We start from the raw sequence: 15555 nt of genomic DNA, 5'->3' as shown, positions 1-15555 counted from the left end.
TGACGCGGGGCAAGCGCATTGATATCCTCGGCCCGCCGAGCGTGACAGTGGGAGTGCGACCACGTCGGGTGTGCCGGTGTCTGTTGTGTATTCGAGGGATGTCGAGGAATTCATGGACGCGTCGGCTGGCCAAGCCGTGACCGAGATCAACGACCGGCAGACCGCCGGAGCTCCGGCGACGCTACGTGCGGACCACGCCGCGCCCGAGCGGCTGGTGCTGGCCCGCGGCGTCTTCACCGGACCCGCGCCGAAGATCAGCGATGAGCTGTACGCGGTCGTCAAGGGCGGCAAGGCGCGCCGGGAACGGCTGAGCCTGCAGCTGGACAAGGGCGCGCACGCGCACACCAATACCTACTTCGGGCGCTTCGCGGCCAGCTACTGGCAGCGCTGGACCAAGGTCACCGAGGTCGAGGTCGCCATGACGCTCGAGGTCGGCGGTAAGACCAAGGTGCGGCTCGCCGCCTCCGATATCGCCGGGCATCGGCGCGTCGTGGGCACCGCCGAGGTGCGCGAGAGCGGGCGCGTGGTGCTGGCCGCGCCGCTGGACATGTACATCGACGGCGGCGCCATGTGGGTGGAGATCGACGCCATCGGCGGCGAGGTGACCGTCAGCGATCTGGCGTGGACCGCGGCCGCGCCCGAGCAGGTGCGGCCGGTGGCCATCGCCATCTGCACCTTCAACCGGGCCCAGGACTGCGCGCACACCGTCGCCGCGCTGGCCTCCGATCCGGCCGTGCTGTCGCTCATCGACGCCGTGTACGTGGTCGATCAGGGCACCGATCTGGTCGAGAACCAGCCGCTGTTCACCGAGACCCAGCCCAAGTTCGGCGACAAGCTGCGCTACATCCGGCAGCCGAATCTCGGTGGGGCGGGCGGTTTCACGCGCGGCCTCTACGAGGTGTCGGCGGCCAATGAGCACGCCGACGTCATCCTGATGGACGACGACATCCTGTGCGAGCCCGAAACCGTGCTGCGCATGAACGCTTTCGCGAACCTGACCGTGGAACCCACCCTGGTGGGCGCGCAGATGCTGTTCCTGTTCAACCCCGACTACCTGAATGTCGGTGCGGAAGAGACGAATCTGGCCAAGCTGCGGCACGGCCAGAAGGTCTCGAAGGCGCTGCGCAACACCTCCATGCTCAAGAAGCATCAGGAACGGCGCGTGGACGCCGGCTACAACGCCTGGTGGACCTGCCTGATCCCGGCCGAGGTGGTCAAGCGGATCGGCCTGCCCGTCCCCATCTTCTTCCAGTGGGACGACGTCGAATACGGCCTGCGCGCTCGCGAGCACGGTTTCGTCACCGTCACGCTCCCGAACGCCGCGGTCTGGCACGCCGACTTCTACTGGAAGGACTTCGACGACTGGGCGCGCTACTTCTCCTCGCGCAACTCGCTCATCGTCTCCTCCCTGCACCACGATCTGGACCCCAAAGCCGTTACCCGCCAGCTCTTCCGGGAGATCGGCGAATACCTGGTCGGCATGCAGTACGGTCTGGCCCACACCACTCTGCAGGGCATCGAGGACTATCTGCGCGGCCCGGAAGCGTTGCGCGACGGCGGTATCGAGGCGCTGGCCAAGGCCCGCACCTCCCGCAACGACTACCCCGAGACCATCAAGCATCCGGTCTCGGCCACCGATATCCCCAACGCGCATCTGCACCTGCGCCGGGCCGGCGGCGAACCCAGCCGCCCCCTGCTCATCCTGTTCAAGCGCGCCCTCAACCAGTGGACCGGCCGCACCATCCCCGGCCCGGTCAGCGTCACCCGTGAGGACGCGCACTGGTGGCACATCGGCCTCTTCGACCAGGTCGTCGTCACCGACGCCTCCCAGTCGGGCGTCCGGATCCGCAAGCGCGACAAGGAAACCGCCCGCCGCCTGTTGATCCGCGCCTACCGCGTCCTCAAGCAGCTCCGCAAGGACCTGCCCAGCCTCCAGAACCGCTGGCGCGCGGCACTGCCGGAACTCACCTCCCGCGAGAACTGGGAACGCCTCTACGGCATCGACAAACTCTCGTAACTCGGGCCATACCTCCCAACGGCCGGGCTTCGCCCGAAAGTTGATTCGGCGGCCGGAACCCTTGGTTCCGGCCGCTGTGTGTCCGGGCGGGTGGCGAAGCCGCTCCCGCTCGGGGGTTCGGGGGTGAAACCCCCGGGAACCCTTCTCTTCTCAGCCGTTGGTGAGCAAGGTCCGGGTTGCGGCGGCGAGGTCTTCCTCCAGCCATTCGGGCAGGGTGTCGGCATGGGCGTGGCGGCGCAGGGCCGCGTAGGGCAGATCCACCACGGCCCGGCTGACGGAGTCGATTTCGCGGGGTCCGTCCGAACCGAAGACGCCGCGCGCCACCCGGTGCAGCTGCTCGATGAGGGGGGCGTTCATCGTCGCGAGCCGGTCGCGGAATTCGGTGTCGGGGGCGCCGTCGAGCAGATCGCGGAAGCGCAGATTCAGCAGCAGCCGAGCGTCATCCGCGCATTCCCGGCCGAAGACGACCGAACCCACGGTCATGCCGACCGCGGCTTCCAGCGGGTCGTCGGTGTCCGTGCCCGCCATGACCCGCGACTGGAAGCGCTCCAGGGCGCGGATCCAGGCGGCGGTGAGCACGCCGTTCCGGTTGCCGAAGCGGTGATACAGCGTGCCCACCGGCGCGCCACTGGCCTCGGCGATGGCGGCGACGCTGGCCGCGCGCGGGCCGTCGCGCAGCACCAGCGTGCGGGCCGCGTCGAGGATCGTGTCCGTATCGTGCTTGCGAGGTGGCGCCATGTACTAGTACGTTCCTTCTATATGGAGCGCTTGCCCTATATCGATAGTCATTCCAGGGTAGTCACCGCCGATCCCGCGCACACCTGGGCTGCCCTGTTGCGCACGACCTGCAAGAACCCTGAAGATCTCAGCACACTGCCGCGCGGATTCGTGCTCGACGAGGCCGATCCCCCGCGACGATTGGTCGCGAAAGGGCGGCATTGGTTCTCGCGGTACCGGCTCACCTTCGAATTGGGCGAGGTGGAAGGCGGCCGCACCGAGCTCACCGCCATCAGTCACGCGGCGTTCCCGGGACTGCACGGGCGCATCTACCGGGCGCTGGTCATCGGCAGCGGCGGGCACCGGCTCGTGGTGCGGGACATGTTGCGCCGCATCGCCGGAACCGCGGAAGCGAGCGCGGCGTGAATTCCGGGCCGCCGCGAGCCCGCCGGACCTGAAGCGGCCGGGCGTGAAGCACGCTCGGCCGCAGCGGAATCAGAGGAACAGGTCGGTGGTCAGCGGCCCGTCACCCGGCGTCACCCGGTACTTGTCCAGATCGGTGATGCCGTGTGCGGCAAGGACTTCGTCGTCGATGAAGAAATTGCCGGTGGTGTCCTTGGCGGGTGAGGTGAGCACCAGATAGGCGGCGTCGGCGTAGATGTCGGGGGTGCGGGAGGTGGAGACCATCTCGTCGCCGCCGAGTAGATTGCGCACCGCCGCCGTGGCGATGGTGGTGCGCGGCCACAGCGAGTTCACGCCGATCCCGTACTTGCGCAGCTCCTCCGCCAAACCCAGTGTGGTCAGCGACATTCCGTACTTGGCGATGGTGTAGCCGAGCGCGGTGCCCGCCCATTTCGGATCCAGGTTCAGCGGCGGCGACAAGGTCAGGATGTGCGGGTTGCGGCTGGCCTGCGCCGAATCCTTCAGGGCCGGAATGCACAGCTTGGACAGCAGGAAACTGCCGCGGCAGTTGATGTCCTGCATGAGGTCGTACTTCTTCATGGGCAGGACTTCGGTGGGGGACAGGTCGATCGCCGAGGCATTGTTCACCACCATGTCGATGCCGCCGAAGGTTTGAATCGTCCGCTGCACCGCTTCGGCCACCGCGCCGTCGTCGCGGATATCGCCGACGAATTTGAGCACGGTGCCGCCGGCCTGCTCCAGCTCGGCCGCCGCGGTGTGGATGGTGCCGGGCAATTTCGGATGTGGCGTATCGGTTTTCGCGATCAGCGTGACATTCGCGCCGTCGGCGGCCGCGCGTCTGGCGATCTCCAAACCGATTCCGCGACTGCCACCCGACATGATCATGGTCCGGCCCGCCAGCGGCTTCCGTGCATCGGTCATGGTCCGCTCCTGTTCTCAGGTTTCCCCCGCAATCGAGGGTAGTGCTGGCGCTACCACCGCGACGGGAGATCGCACTACCGGCAATTCGGGCGTGCGGGGCATGGGCGGCGCGGGCCCGGATTCCTAGGCTCGAAAGAGCCGGAGCACCCGGCCTGAACAGGAGGAATACCTTCCCATGAGGACTTTGCGGGGATACCGCGGCCGGATCGCGCTGGCCGGAATCGGCATGGCCGCCACGCTCGCGGCGGCGGCCTGCGGCACCGAGGTATCGGCGTCGGAGCCCGGCAAGCAGCAGTCGCAGACGCTGAACGAGGCCGTGGAAGCGGCGGCGCGCACCGGATTCCCGGGCATCCAGGTGGTGGTCAGCGGTCCGGACGGCACGCGCACCCTGACGGCCGGGGCGGGCGATGTGAGCACCGGCGCGCCGTTCCCGGACAACTCGCAGGTCCGAATCGGCAGCAATACCAAGACTTTCGTCTCGACCGTCATCCTGCAACTGGTCGCCGAAGGCAAGATCGACCTGGACGCGCCGATCGAGAGGTATCTGCCGGGCGTGGTGGCGGGCAACGGCAATGACGGCAACCGGATCTCGGTGCGCCAGCTGCTGCAGCACACCAGCGGACTGCCCGACTATCTGACCGCGGGCCCGGCCGATCCGCGCTGGGACCCGAGCAGTCCGATGGTGCGGGCCGATACCGAGCAGGCGCGCTGGACCGAACACCAGCCGGCCGATCTGGTGCGGGTCGCCATGAGCATGCCGCCGCAGTTCGAACCCGGCGCGAAGTCGGTGTACACCAATACCAACTACATCCTGGCCGGCATGCTCATCGACCGGGTCACCGGCAGCACCTACGCCGAGCAGATCCGCACCCGCATCCTGGAGCCGCTCGGCTTGCGCGACACCTACTTCCCCGAACCGCGCGAGACCGGCATTCGCGGCCCGCACGCGCACGGCTACCAGAAGGTCGACGGCCAGCGGGTCGACTGGACCGAGCAGAACACCTCCTGGGGCGGCGCGGCCGGCGCCATGATCTCCACCGCGGCCGACCTGAACCGCTTCTTCACCGCCCTGACCCTGGAGGGCAAACTGCTGCCCGCCGCCCAGCTGGCCGAAATGCAGAAGACCGTGAGCTTCGACCGGATGCCCGGCGCCGGTTACGGATTGGGCCTGATACAGCTGCCGTCCGCCTGCGGCAAGACGGTGTGGGGCCACGGCGGCAGCATCCCCGGTTTCGGCACCCGCAACGGCGTCGCGTCGGACGGCAGCGCCGTCGTGGTCACGGTGAACGAGTTGCTGGACAGCGAAGCCGGATCCGTTGCGGTGCAGCAGGTATTCGACGCCGCGCTGTGCGGACGATGAGAGGAAGTGGAATGCGTCGCGGAATATTGTCGATCGCCGCCCTGCTCACCATGGCCGGCGCCGTCGCCTGCGGAACCGGGAGCGAACCCGCCGGCGAACCCATGGAGCGCTACACCGGTCAGCGCCTGGACTGGAAGGGCTGCGACGACGCCGTCCTGGACGAGGCGGGCGCGCAGTGCGCGGACGTCACGGTTCCGGTGAATTACGCGGAGCCGCAGGGGAAAACGATGACGGTGGCGATTTCCCGGATGCCGTCCACCGATCCGGCGCAACGGCGCGGGATCATGATGGGCAATCCGGGCGGCCCCGGCGGTCCCGGCCTCGATCAGATGATCGAGCTCAGCAAGGCCATGACCCCTGATGTCCGGGCGCGCTACGACCTGATCGGCATGGACCCGCGCGGCATCGGGCGCTCCTCGGCGGTGAACTGCCACTGGCCCACTGGATTCGGGTTGCGCTCCGGCGGCAATACCGCCGAGAGCTACGCGAAGAACGTCGCCGTGCAATCCGATCTGGCGGCCCGCTGCGTGGATGCCGAGGGAGATCGCCTGGTGCGCATCAACACTCGTGACACCGCGCGCGATATGGACCTGATCCGCGGACTGCTCGGGGAGAACCGGATCAACTACTTCGGCACCTCCTACGGCACCTACCTGGGTGCGGTCTACGCCCAGATGTTCCCCGAGCGCACCGATCGCTTCGTCCTGGACAGCGCGGTCGATCCCTACCGATACGGCCCCGTCGGCATGGTCCAGGACATGGGCCCCGCCAATGAGGCGGCCTTCGAACAGTGGGCCGCGTTCACCGCCGCCCGTGACGCCGAATACCGGCTCGGCGCGACCCCGGAAGCGGTGCGCGCCACGGTAACCGCTCTCATCCAGCGGGCCGGTGACCACCCGATTCGCTACGGCTCTTTCGACCTGGACGACCAAATTTTGCCCATGGTGCTGTTCACCAAGATCGACGACCCGCGCAAATACGCGGACCTGGCCACCAGCATGCGCCAGATCGCCGACGCGGCCGATGGCGTCACGGTGGAACCCACCCCCGCGACCGACGCCGCCCTGAAGGTCCTACTGCACGCCGACCCGGCCGACATCTCCCCACAGATGGCCGTTATGTGCGGCGATGCCGGAGCCCCCCGCGACACTGCCTGGTACTGGAGCAATATCGAAGCCGCTCGCCCCGCCCAGCCCATCTTCGGTGCGCTGGCCAACAACATCACCCCCTGCGCGTTCTGGCCCGCGCCCGCCGAATCCCCCACGGTCATCGACAATTCCGTCCCCATGCTGATCGTCCAGGCCACCGGCGACACCCGCACCACCTACGGCGCCGCCCAGGCCATGCACCGCGCCCTGAAAGGCTCCCGCATGGTCACCCTCGACAATGTGGCCGTCCACAGCATCTACGGCAACTACCCGAACAAATGCGCCGAGGCCGCCGTCAATACCTACTTCCGCGACGGCACCCTCCCCGCGACCGACCTCACCTGCCAGGACGACAAGTGAACGCGAGCGCATGATCACGAACACCGCGGCGCCCCGCCTGCCGGTGGCTCACACCCCGATCCGGCGGGCCGCCATATTCCTGCTGCTGCGGGTGGTCCTCGTATCGGCCTGGTCGGTGCGCTTTCCGGTCGTGGTGGTCGTTTCCTGCGCGCGTGCCGTCCGGCTATGCGTTGAGGTAGGCGAGTACCGCCAGCACGCGCCGGTGCCCGGCTTCGTCCGCGGACAACCCCAGCTTCGCGAAAATGCTCCGAATGTGTTTCAGCACAGCGCCTTCCGACACCACCAGTCGCTCCGCGATGGTCCCGTTGTCGTGTCCCTCCGCCATCAGCGCGAGCACTTCGCGTTCGCGAACGGTCAAGGCGGACAACGGGTCATCGGCTTTGCGCCGCACCAGGAGTTGCGAGATCACCTCCGGGTCCATGGCGGTCCCGCCCTCGGCCACCCGGCGCAATGATTCCAGGAACCGGTCCACCTTCCCGACCCGCTCCTTGAGCAGGTAGCCCACCCCGCCCTGGCCGTCGCCGAGCAGTTCGGCGGCATAGCTGTCCTCGACCCACGCCGACAGCACCAGCACCGGCAGTCCGGGGTGAATCTCCCTGGCCCGCACCGCCGCCCGCAATCCGTCATCGGTGAAGGTCGGCGGCATCCGCACGTCCACCACCACCGCGTCCGGCCGGTCCCCGGTCACGATCGCCAGGAAGTCCACGGCATTGTCGACCGCCGCCACCACCTCGATCCCGGCCGACCGCAACAACAACGCCAGCCCTTCCCGCAGCAGCGCGTCATCCTCGGCGATCACCACCCGCACGGCACACCCACTCCCATCGCTTCGAGCGCCACACCGGCACTCCGCCTCATCCACAACCGGCCCGGGACAAGTGTGGATGAATTCCCTTCCCGCCCGGCGCTCACAGTCCGCACGGCAACTCCACCCGCACCACGGTGGGGCCGCCCGCCGGACTGCTCAGCAGCATGCGCCCGTCGAGCGCTTCGGCGCGCCGCCGGATGCCCGCCAGCCCGCCGCCCTCGCTCTCGTGCGCGCCGCCGTTCCCGTCATCGCGCACCTCGACGATCAGCACGGTGGCGTCCCCGCTCAGCGTGATCGAAAGATGCTCCGCGCCGGAATGTTTCGTCGCATTGGTGATGGCCTCGTTGATCACGAAATACGCCGCCGCCTCCACGGCCGCCGGGCGGCGCGCCGCATCCCCGAGTTCCGCCGTGCACGGAATCGGGCTACGCGCGGCCAGGGCCGAAATCGCGCTCGCCAGACCACGATCCGCGAGCACCGGCGGATACACGCTGCGCACCACATCGCGAAGTTCGGCCAGCGCCGCGGTGGCGGTGTCCTGCGCGGTGCGCACCATGTCGTCGGCGGCGGCCGGATTCTGTTGCCGCAGTCGATCGGCCAGTCCGAGCTGCATGATCACGGCGGCAATGCGGGCCTGTGCGCCGTCGTGCAGGTCGCGCTCGATGCGCCGCAGTTCGGCCCCGTGGGCATCCAGCGCCGCCGCGCGCGTCGCGGTCAATTCCGCCACCCGCACCGCCAGGCCCGCGTCCGGGGCAGGCCCCAGCAGGGTCCGGGCCACCCGCGCCTGCCAGCGCGCGACGACCGGGATCTGCAGGGCGAGCCAGGCCAGCGGCACCCCCAGCAGCCCGGCGGCGAGGGCGCGCGGCCAGGTGTTCGCCTCGAATCCGAAGGTCACCAGTTGCCCGGCCGGCGCGGCCCGCCAGTACAGCGGAATGGTCAGCTGCGCGAGCGCGGCGATCGGAAAGACCAGCGCGAGCGCCCCCAGCACGATCCCCGGCAGCGCGTGCACCACCAGCCAGGCCACGTCCCGCCGATTGGCGGGGTCTCGCGCCACGGTGGCCAGCTTCGCGCCCAGCCCGCCCTCGAAGGGTTCGTATCGCACCACGAGCGGTTCGCCCAGCAGCTTTCCGGCCTGCCGCCGATCGAAGGCCACCAGCGGCCGGATCATGCGCAGCGCCTCGGGAACGGCCGGAATCCCCAGTCCCACGAAACTCGCCGCCAGCACGATCAGCAGAGCGACCACGGCGAACACCGCGAGCAGTGCGGAGACCCCGCCCAGCGCGAGGTAGGCCACGGCCCCGGGCAGCGCGCGCACCCGCGCGCGCACCCACTCCCACCAGCCTATCGGCTCACTGTGCTCCACCCATCGACCCTATCGGCCGCCGCGCCGTGTCTGTCGACACGCCCGGCGCACCCACCGCTCACTGCCCCCCGACGCTCCAGCCCTTTCCGCCCACTGGCTGTCTTCGCCCACCAGTCCTCTTCGCCCACCGGCCCTATCCCCGCCCGCTCCGAACCTCCCGCGCGATGCCACCCGGATATCCGCCGCGAAACAGGCAGCACCCCCGCCCGGTGTCCGGGCGGGGGCGCTGGTTTCTCGGCCGATCAGATCGGGCGGCCGACCGCCATGATCATGAAATCGGTTCGCAGCCGTTCGGCGTCGGCCTGCTGGACGGCACGTTCACCGCTGTCGGCCAGGCGCGCCATCGCGGCCTTCGCCACGGCCGCCTCGTAGGCGAGAGCCTTCAACGCGGACCGCAGATAGGAGACGCTCATCGCTTTCCTCCTCGTTCCTTGTACATACGACGCTGTGCTTTGTTGATGTCCTTCCAGACCTTCTTGCGCTCGGCGCGCAGCCGGCCGTCGGTCCGGGCGGCCATCCATTCGTTCTCGCGCGAGAGCTTGTTGTAGGAATCCAGCCGGCGCTGGGGCAGCGCCCCGGCGTCGATCGCCTCCCGCACCGCGCACCCCGGTTCGCCGTGGTGCCCGCAATCGGCGAAACGGCAAGCCGCGGCGAGGGATTCGATATCGCTGAAGGTGCGGCCGATGCCCTCGGCCGCGTCCCACAGACCCACCGAGCGCAACCCCGGGGTGTCGATGAGCGCCCCGCCGGTAGGCAGTGGACGCAGTTCGCGATGCACGGTGGTGTGCCGCCCGCGCTTGTCGCCGTCGCGAACCGCGTTGGTGGCGAACACTTCCGACCCGAGCAGCGCATTGGCCAGGGTGGACTTGCCCGCACCGGACGGTCCGATCAGCGCGACGGTGCCGTTCAGGACGGTGGTCAGCGTTTCCATGCCGAACCCGCTGGACGCGCTCACCGCGACCACGGTCGCGCCGGGCGCGGCGGCCCGCACCGCGTCGAGCGAAAGATCCGGTGCGAGATCGGCTTTGGTGAGCACCACCACCGGCTGCGCCCCCGATTCCCAGGCCAGCGCGAGCAGTCGCTCGATACGCCCGAGATCCACATCGCCGTCGCCGGCCGTGCACACCAGCACGGTGTCCACATTCGCGGCCAGCACCTGCTCGGCGGAGCGGGCGCGGGAATCGGAATGCCCGGAGACGGCGGCCCGCACGATGGCGGTCCGGCGCGGCAGCAATTGCCGCACCATGCGACCCGAGTCGATGGCCACCCAATCGCCGGTGGTCAGGCCATTGATCTCGGAATTGGCGGGCGGGCACTGGGCCCGCACCACAGCCGCCGACAAGCGGCTCTGGTAATCAGCGGTGGGAAGTGGTGCGGCGACATCGCATTCGCTGCGATCCATGCGGATCACACGTGCGGGAATCAGGTTGTCGCCGAGCAGCGGCAGGTATGCGGCGGCGAGCGCCGGGGTCCAGCCGTAAGGGGTGAGCAGGTCGAGGTCGACCGATGCCATTTCGAGGAGTCCTTCGTCGGGCCGAGCCCGAAGACGGACTCAGCGCGGGGAAATCGAGGTGGATACACGTGGTGCGCCGAAGCGCGCGGGCACGGCAATCCGCACAGTCGTCTTCACGAAATCCACCTCCTTCAACTCCCTCGAGTGCCACCGAACTCATGTGGTGGGCACGACGCCGATAAGAACTTCACTACTCTGACAGGCCGCCCCCGCCCGCCGCAACCGAATTAAATCCGGCCCTAGACCTGCGGTTTGTGGAACTGCTCGCGCCGCCCCTGGCGCTGCAGCCGCAGCCACTCCAGCAGCCCCGACGGGTTCTTCTGCTGGATCAGGAAGAACCATCCGAACCGGGCCAGCTCCTGCGGCAACAGCTTCCGCATCCCCGGCTGCGACATCAGATATCCGCGATTGCGATAGGTGAAGTACCGCTTCACCGGATCGTCCGGATACTGCGTGTGCATGCGCCCGCCCAGGATCGGCTTGAACTCCTCCGAACCATTGGGATGCAGGTAGGCGGTCTGCAGACAGGTGCCGAACGGCAGTCCGGACCGCACCAGCCGGCGATGCACCTCGACCTCGTCGCCGCGCACGAACAGCCGCAGATCCGGCACGCCGATCACGTCGACGGCCTCGGCGGAGATGAGCGCGCCGTTGAACAGCGAGGCGATGCCCGGCAGGAAATCCTCGTCGCCGAGCTCCGAGCGCAGCCGCCGCCACACCACGCCGCGGCGCAGCGGGAAGGCCAGCCGGTCCGGATCGTCGATATCGGCCACCACCGGCGACACCTCGACCAGTTCGTACTTCTTGGCGCAATCGAACAGCGTGGCAAGCACTTCCGGTCCGTCCGGCCGCCCGTCGTCGTCGGCCAGCCACACCCAGTCCGCGCCCATGGTCAGCGCGTGCAGCATGCCGAGCGCGAAACCGCCCGCGCCTCCCAGATTGTGTTCCGAACCGAGATAGGTGGATTCGATCGGCTGCTGTTTGACCAGCTCCCCGACCTCGGCCTCGTTGCCGTTGTCCACCACGATCAGATGGTCGATCTGCCGCGTCTGGGTGGCCAGCACCTTCAGCGATTCGGCGAGCAGTTCCCGGCGTTTATGGGTGACGACGATGGCAACAATGCGCGCATCGTCGGCGAAAAAGGGTTTGGGCGAGTCGCTCATGCGGGATTCCGTTCCGGTTCACGTTCACGTTCCAGATCCCGCAGCACCTGCGCCACGTGATCACCCGCCTCCGGGCCCTCGTAGGCTCGCACGACCTCTTCGATTCCGCCGTGCATGCGCACATTCCCGTGGTCGATCCACATGGCGGAATCGCAGAGCTGAGCGAGGAATTCGTTGGAGTGCGAGGCGAACACCAGAATGCCGGAGCGGGACACCAGCTCCTGCAGGCGGATTCGAGCCTTCTTCATGAATTCCGCGTCCACCGCGCCGATGCCCTCGTCGAGCAGCAGGATCTCCGGATCGATGGAGGTCACCACGCCCATGGCCAGCCGCACCCGCATGCCGGTGGAGTAGGTGCGCAGCGGCATCGCGAGATATTCGCCCAATTCGGTGAATTCGGCGATCTCGTCGATTTTGGCGAGCATCTGCTTACGTGTCTGCCCGAGGAACAGTCCACGAATAATGATGTTGTCGTAGCCGGAGATCTCCGGATCCATGCCGACGCCGAGATCGAATACCGGGGCCACCCGCCCGCGAATCCGGGTGGAGCCGCGGGTGGGTTCGTAGATGCCCGAAAGCAGCCGCAGCAGCGTCGATTTGCCCGCGCCATTGTGGCCGACCAAGCCGATCCGGTCGCCTTCCTTCAACGACAGGTTGATATCGCGCAGCGCCTCGACGACCACCACATCGGAGGAGTTGCGTCCGATGGAGCCGCCGGCCTTGCCCAGGAACGCCTTCTTCAGCGATCTGGATTTGGCGTCGAAGATCGGGAATTCCACCCACGCGTTCTGGGCCTCGATACTCACATGGTCAGTCATTGAGCCTTCACACCCAGTAGGGGACGCGGGAACGGTATTGCTTCATAGCCAGTATCGCGACTATCCAGCCGACGGCGGTGAAGGCCAGCACGATGGCCCAGTGCCGCCACAGGATCGGATCGCCGAGCAGCGGCGCGCGCACGATCTCCAGGTAGTGGTAGGTCGGCACCAGTTCGATCAGCCGCGCCCGTTCGCTGACCTGTCCGCCCTGAGCGTGCAGCACCTTCGCCGACCACATGACCGGGGTGAGTACGAACAGCATGCGGGTGAGCGAGCCGAGAATCGGCGCGATATCGCGGTAGCGGGTGCTGAAGATGCCGAACGCGATGGATACCCACATGGCGTTCATGAACAGCAGCAGGATCGCCGGAATCACCAGCAGGACGGACCAGTCGAGGTCGCGCCAGACCGCGAACGCCACCAGCATCACCAGATAGATGACCAGGTTGTGCGCGAAGAACAGGAACTGCCGCCACACCAGGCGATACACGTGCACGCTCAGTGCCGACGGCAGCTGTTTGATCAGGCCCTCGTTGGCGATGAACACGTCCGAGCCCTCGAGGATGCTGGCCTCGATCACATTCCAGACGATGATGCCGACCGTGACGTACGGCAGGTACTCCCGCAGCGGCTGGTTCAGCAGCGTGGCATAGAGCAGGCCGATGGCCGCCGCCTGCACCGCCGTGGAAATGGTGATCCAGAAGGGTCCGAGCACCGAGCGGCGATAGCGCTGCTTGATGTCCTGCCAGCCGAGCGAGAGCCATAGTTCACGCTGGCCGAATCCGTCGCGGAAGTCCTTGAACGCGCGACGGAAGGTCTGGGAGTCCGACACTAGAGGCACCGGTTCGGTATCCGTTCTAGCTTCGGCGGCAGCCGAGTCGGCGGGGGCAGCAGCAGGCACAAGACCCGACCTTATCGAATCGCTATGGCTTTGCGACGAGAACCTGCCGCCGACCCCGGCGTATAAGTGCCACGGGCGCGTGATGGCCACCACTTACAGGTATTGGCCGCCGCCGCTCGAACCCTGTCCGCCACGCGGATCCACATGCGTCACGCCGGGCGGGAGCGCCTGGCGCATTTGCTCGAGTTGGGCGCGGGCCGCCATCTGCTGAGCGAACAGTGCGGTCTGTATTCCGTGGAACAGGCCTTCGAGCCAGCCCACCAGCTGGGCCTGCGCGATGCGGAGTTCCGCGTCGGAGGGAATCTGGTCCTCGCTGAACGGGAGCGCGAGACGTTCCAGTTCTTCGCGCAGTTCGGGAGCGAGGCCCTGTTCCAGCTCACGCACCGAGGTCTTGTGGATTTCCCGCAGCCGGGTGCGCGCGGCGTCGTCGAGCGGGGCGTGCCGGACTTCCTCCAGCAGTTGTTTGATCATGGTGCCGACGCGCATGACCTTGGCGGGCTGTTCCACCATGTCGGCCAGCGTTTCTTCTTTTTCGCCGGTTTCGTCCGAATTATCCTCGCCGACAACCTGTCCGGTGAGCTCGACCGGTTCTCCGCTCGCACCACCCGGCAGCGCGCTCGCCGGAATCAGCAGTGGTTTTCCCTCGGGTCCGATCACCACAATGGATTCCGGTGTCCCATCCGATTGCGTCATGTTCCCCATCATGCCCTGTATGCCCCATCCGGCCTTCGGCTGTCGCGAGTATCGGCTCCGCCAAACACCCCACACCATTACCGCGCCCAGCCCCTTCCCTTTAGAGTGGCCAGCATGACTTACGACGTCGCAAGGGTGCGGGGCCTCATACCGTCCCTGGGCGACGGCTGGATCCACCTCGACCCGCAAGCGGGCATGCTGGTCCCGGATTCGGTATCGCGAGCCGTCTCAACGGGTTTCCGAACCTCCGCCTTCTCGCACACCAACCGGCACGGCGCGGCCAAACGCAGCGCCGCCATCCTGGAAGCGGCGCGCGAGGCGGTGGCGGACCTGGTGGGCGCGGATCCGGCGGGCGTAGTACTCGGACCCGACCGCGCGGTACTGCTGGCCTGGCTGGCCGAATCGCTGAGTTCCCGGCTGGGTCTGGGCACCGGAATCGTGCTGTCGCGCCTGGATGACGAAGCCAATGTCGCGCCTTGGCTGCGCATCGCCAATCGCTATGGGGCGCATGTGCGCTGGGCCGAAGTGGAGATCGAGACCTGCGAGATGCCGGCCTGGCAGTTCGAGGAGCTCATCGGCCCGACCGCGCGCCTGGTCGCGCTGACCGCGGCCTCGCCGATCGTCGGATCGGCCCCGGCCGTGCGGGTCGCGGCCGACCGGGTGCACGAGGTCGGCGGTTTACTGGTCGCGGACTGCTTCGGCGCCGCGCCGTACGCGCTCATCGATATCGACGAACTCAATGCCGATGTGATCGCGCTGAGCGCGCCCGCGTGGGGCGGCCCGCAGATCGGCGCGCTGGTCTTCCGCGATCCCGCTTTCCTGGACCGCATTCCGTCCATGTCCCTGAACCCCTATGCCAAGGGCGCGGAACGGCTCGAAGTCGGCGGGCACCAGTACGCGCTGCTGGCCGGGCTCACCACCTCCATCGACTATCTGGCCGGACTCGACGAGCAGGCCAAGGGGACCCGGCGCGAGCGCCTGGAAGTCTCGATCACCTCGCTGCAGGACTACCACGATCAGCTCTTCGAGCATCTGATGTCGGTACTCGACGAGATCCCCAACCTGACCGTTATCGGCCGCGCCTCCACCCGCATCCCCACGGTCAGCTTCACCATCGCGGGCATGCAGGCGGAGAAGGTGTCGGCCAAGCTCGCCGACGCCCGCATCGGCACCCTGAGCGGATCGCACGGCGGCAGCCGGCTGCTGGACGCGCTCGGCGTCAACGACGAGGGCGGGGCCGTCACCATCGGCTTGGCCCCGTACACAACCAAATTCGAGATCGATCAGCTCGGTCGCGCCCTCACCGCGCTCGACACCTAGTCGCGGTCCCACCCCCTTGTGCACTCCGCC

At 67.8% G+C, this 15555-nt stretch carries 15 protein-coding genes; 5 read left to right on the top strand and 10 right to left on the bottom strand.

The features are described from left to right. Positions 1–112: 112 nt before the first annotated feature. Complete coding sequence (locus tag LTV02_RS30600) at positions 113–2017, top strand: glycosyltransferase (RefSeq protein ID WP_233035231.1); 1905 nt, start codon at positions 113–115, stop codon at positions 2015–2017. Positions 2018–2167: 150 nt separating this feature from the next. On the opposite strand, the gene LTV02_RS30595 is transcribed toward LTV02_RS30600, so the two are convergent. Next, a complete protein-coding gene (locus LTV02_RS30595; protein ID WP_233035230.1) occupies positions 2168–2755 on the bottom strand; it encodes a TetR/AcrR family transcriptional regulator in 588 nt (195 codons plus the stop codon). 21 nt (positions 2756–2776) lie between these two features. Between LTV02_RS30595 and LTV02_RS30590 the strand changes: the two genes are divergently transcribed. Then, positions 2777–3160, top strand: coding sequence for an SRPBCC family protein (locus LTV02_RS30590; RefSeq protein ID WP_233035229.1), 384 nt, complete (start codon positions 2777–2779; stop codon positions 3158–3160). A gap of 69 nt (positions 3161–3229) precedes the next feature. Here the strand turns inward: LTV02_RS30590 and LTV02_RS30585 are convergent, their stop codons facing one another. Further along, entirely contained in the window at positions 3230–4078 is an 849-nt protein-coding gene (locus LTV02_RS30585) for an SDR family oxidoreductase (RefSeq protein ID WP_233035228.1), read from the bottom strand. A 175-nt stretch (positions 4079–4253) separates the two neighbouring features. On the opposite strand from LTV02_RS30585, the gene LTV02_RS30580 reads away from it, so the two are divergent. Further along, positions 4254–5438 carry a serine hydrolase domain-containing protein gene (locus LTV02_RS30580; RefSeq protein ID WP_233035227.1) on the top strand — a complete coding sequence of 395 codons (1185 nt, stop codon included), beginning with the start codon at positions 4254–4256 and terminating at the stop codon, positions 5436–5438. 11 nt (positions 5439–5449) lie between these two features. After that, positions 5450–6946, top strand: a complete 1497-nt coding sequence (locus LTV02_RS30575; protein ID WP_233035226.1) for an alpha/beta hydrolase — start codon at positions 5450–5452, stop codon at positions 6944–6946. 163 nt (positions 6947–7109) lie between these two features. Here the strand turns inward: LTV02_RS30575 and LTV02_RS30570 are convergent, their stop codons facing one another. The 8 genes from LTV02_RS30570 to LTV02_RS30535 all read right to left on the bottom strand — a co-directional run bounded on the left by LTV02_RS30570 (position 7110) and on the right by LTV02_RS30535 (position 14205). Then, positions 7110–7754, bottom strand: a complete 645-nt coding sequence (locus tag LTV02_RS30570) for a response regulator (RefSeq protein WP_233035225.1) — start codon at positions 7752–7754, stop codon at positions 7110–7112. Between the two features lie 100 nt (positions 7755–7854). Continuing rightward, complete coding sequence (locus LTV02_RS30565) at positions 7855–9117, bottom strand: sensor histidine kinase (RefSeq protein ID WP_233035224.1); 1263 nt, start codon at positions 9115–9117, stop codon at positions 7855–7857. A 242-nt stretch (positions 9118–9359) separates the two neighbouring features. After that, positions 9360–9530, bottom strand: a complete 171-nt coding sequence (locus LTV02_RS30560) for a hypothetical protein (protein ID WP_233035223.1) — start codon at positions 9528–9530, stop codon at positions 9360–9362. Beyond that, the gene (gene rsgA, locus LTV02_RS30555; RefSeq protein ID WP_408639275.1) at positions 9527–10630 is read right to left on the bottom strand and encodes a ribosome small subunit-dependent GTPase A; all 1104 of its coding nucleotides are present in this window, start codon (positions 10628–10630) and stop codon (positions 9527–9529) included. The genes LTV02_RS30560 and rsgA overlap by 4 nt, the downstream gene beginning before the upstream one ends. 239 nt (positions 10631–10869) lie before the next feature. Next, positions 10870–11793 (bottom strand): galactofuranosyltransferase GlfT1, encoded by a 924-nt coding sequence (glfT1, locus tag LTV02_RS30550; RefSeq protein WP_233035222.1) that lies wholly within the window; start codon positions 11791–11793, stop codon positions 10870–10872. Continuing rightward, positions 11790–12611: a galactan export ABC transporter ATP-binding subunit Wzt/RfbE gene (gene wzt, locus LTV02_RS30545; RefSeq protein WP_233035221.1), complete on the bottom strand. Its 822-nt coding sequence runs from the start codon at positions 12609–12611 to the stop codon at positions 11790–11792. The genes glfT1 and wzt overlap by 4 nt, the downstream gene beginning before the upstream one ends. Before the next feature lie 7 nt (positions 12612–12618). Beyond that, complete coding sequence (wzm, locus tag LTV02_RS30540) at positions 12619–13452, bottom strand: galactan export ABC transporter permease subunit Wzm/RfbD (protein ID WP_233035220.1); 834 nt, start codon at positions 13450–13452, stop codon at positions 12619–12621. A gap of 153 nt (positions 13453–13605) precedes the next feature. Continuing rightward, positions 13606–14205 (bottom strand): bacterial proteasome activator family protein, encoded by a 600-nt coding sequence (locus LTV02_RS30535; RefSeq protein ID WP_233035219.1) that lies wholly within the window; start codon positions 14203–14205, stop codon positions 13606–13608. Between the two features lie 114 nt (positions 14206–14319). On the opposite strand from LTV02_RS30535, the gene LTV02_RS30530 reads away from it, so the two are divergent. Beyond that, entirely contained in the window at positions 14320–15525 is a 1206-nt protein-coding gene (locus tag LTV02_RS30530; RefSeq protein WP_067718284.1) for a cysteine desulfurase-like protein, read from the top strand. Positions 15526–15555 lie beyond the last annotated feature (30 nt).

This window comes from Nocardia yamanashiensis (assembly GCF_021183565.1).
Lineage (GTDB): Bacteria > Actinomycetota > Actinomycetes > Mycobacteriales > Mycobacteriaceae > Nocardia > Nocardia yamanashiensis.
Note: the sequence above shows the minus strand (reverse complement) of the source record. Positions and strands in the feature narration are given on the sequence as shown.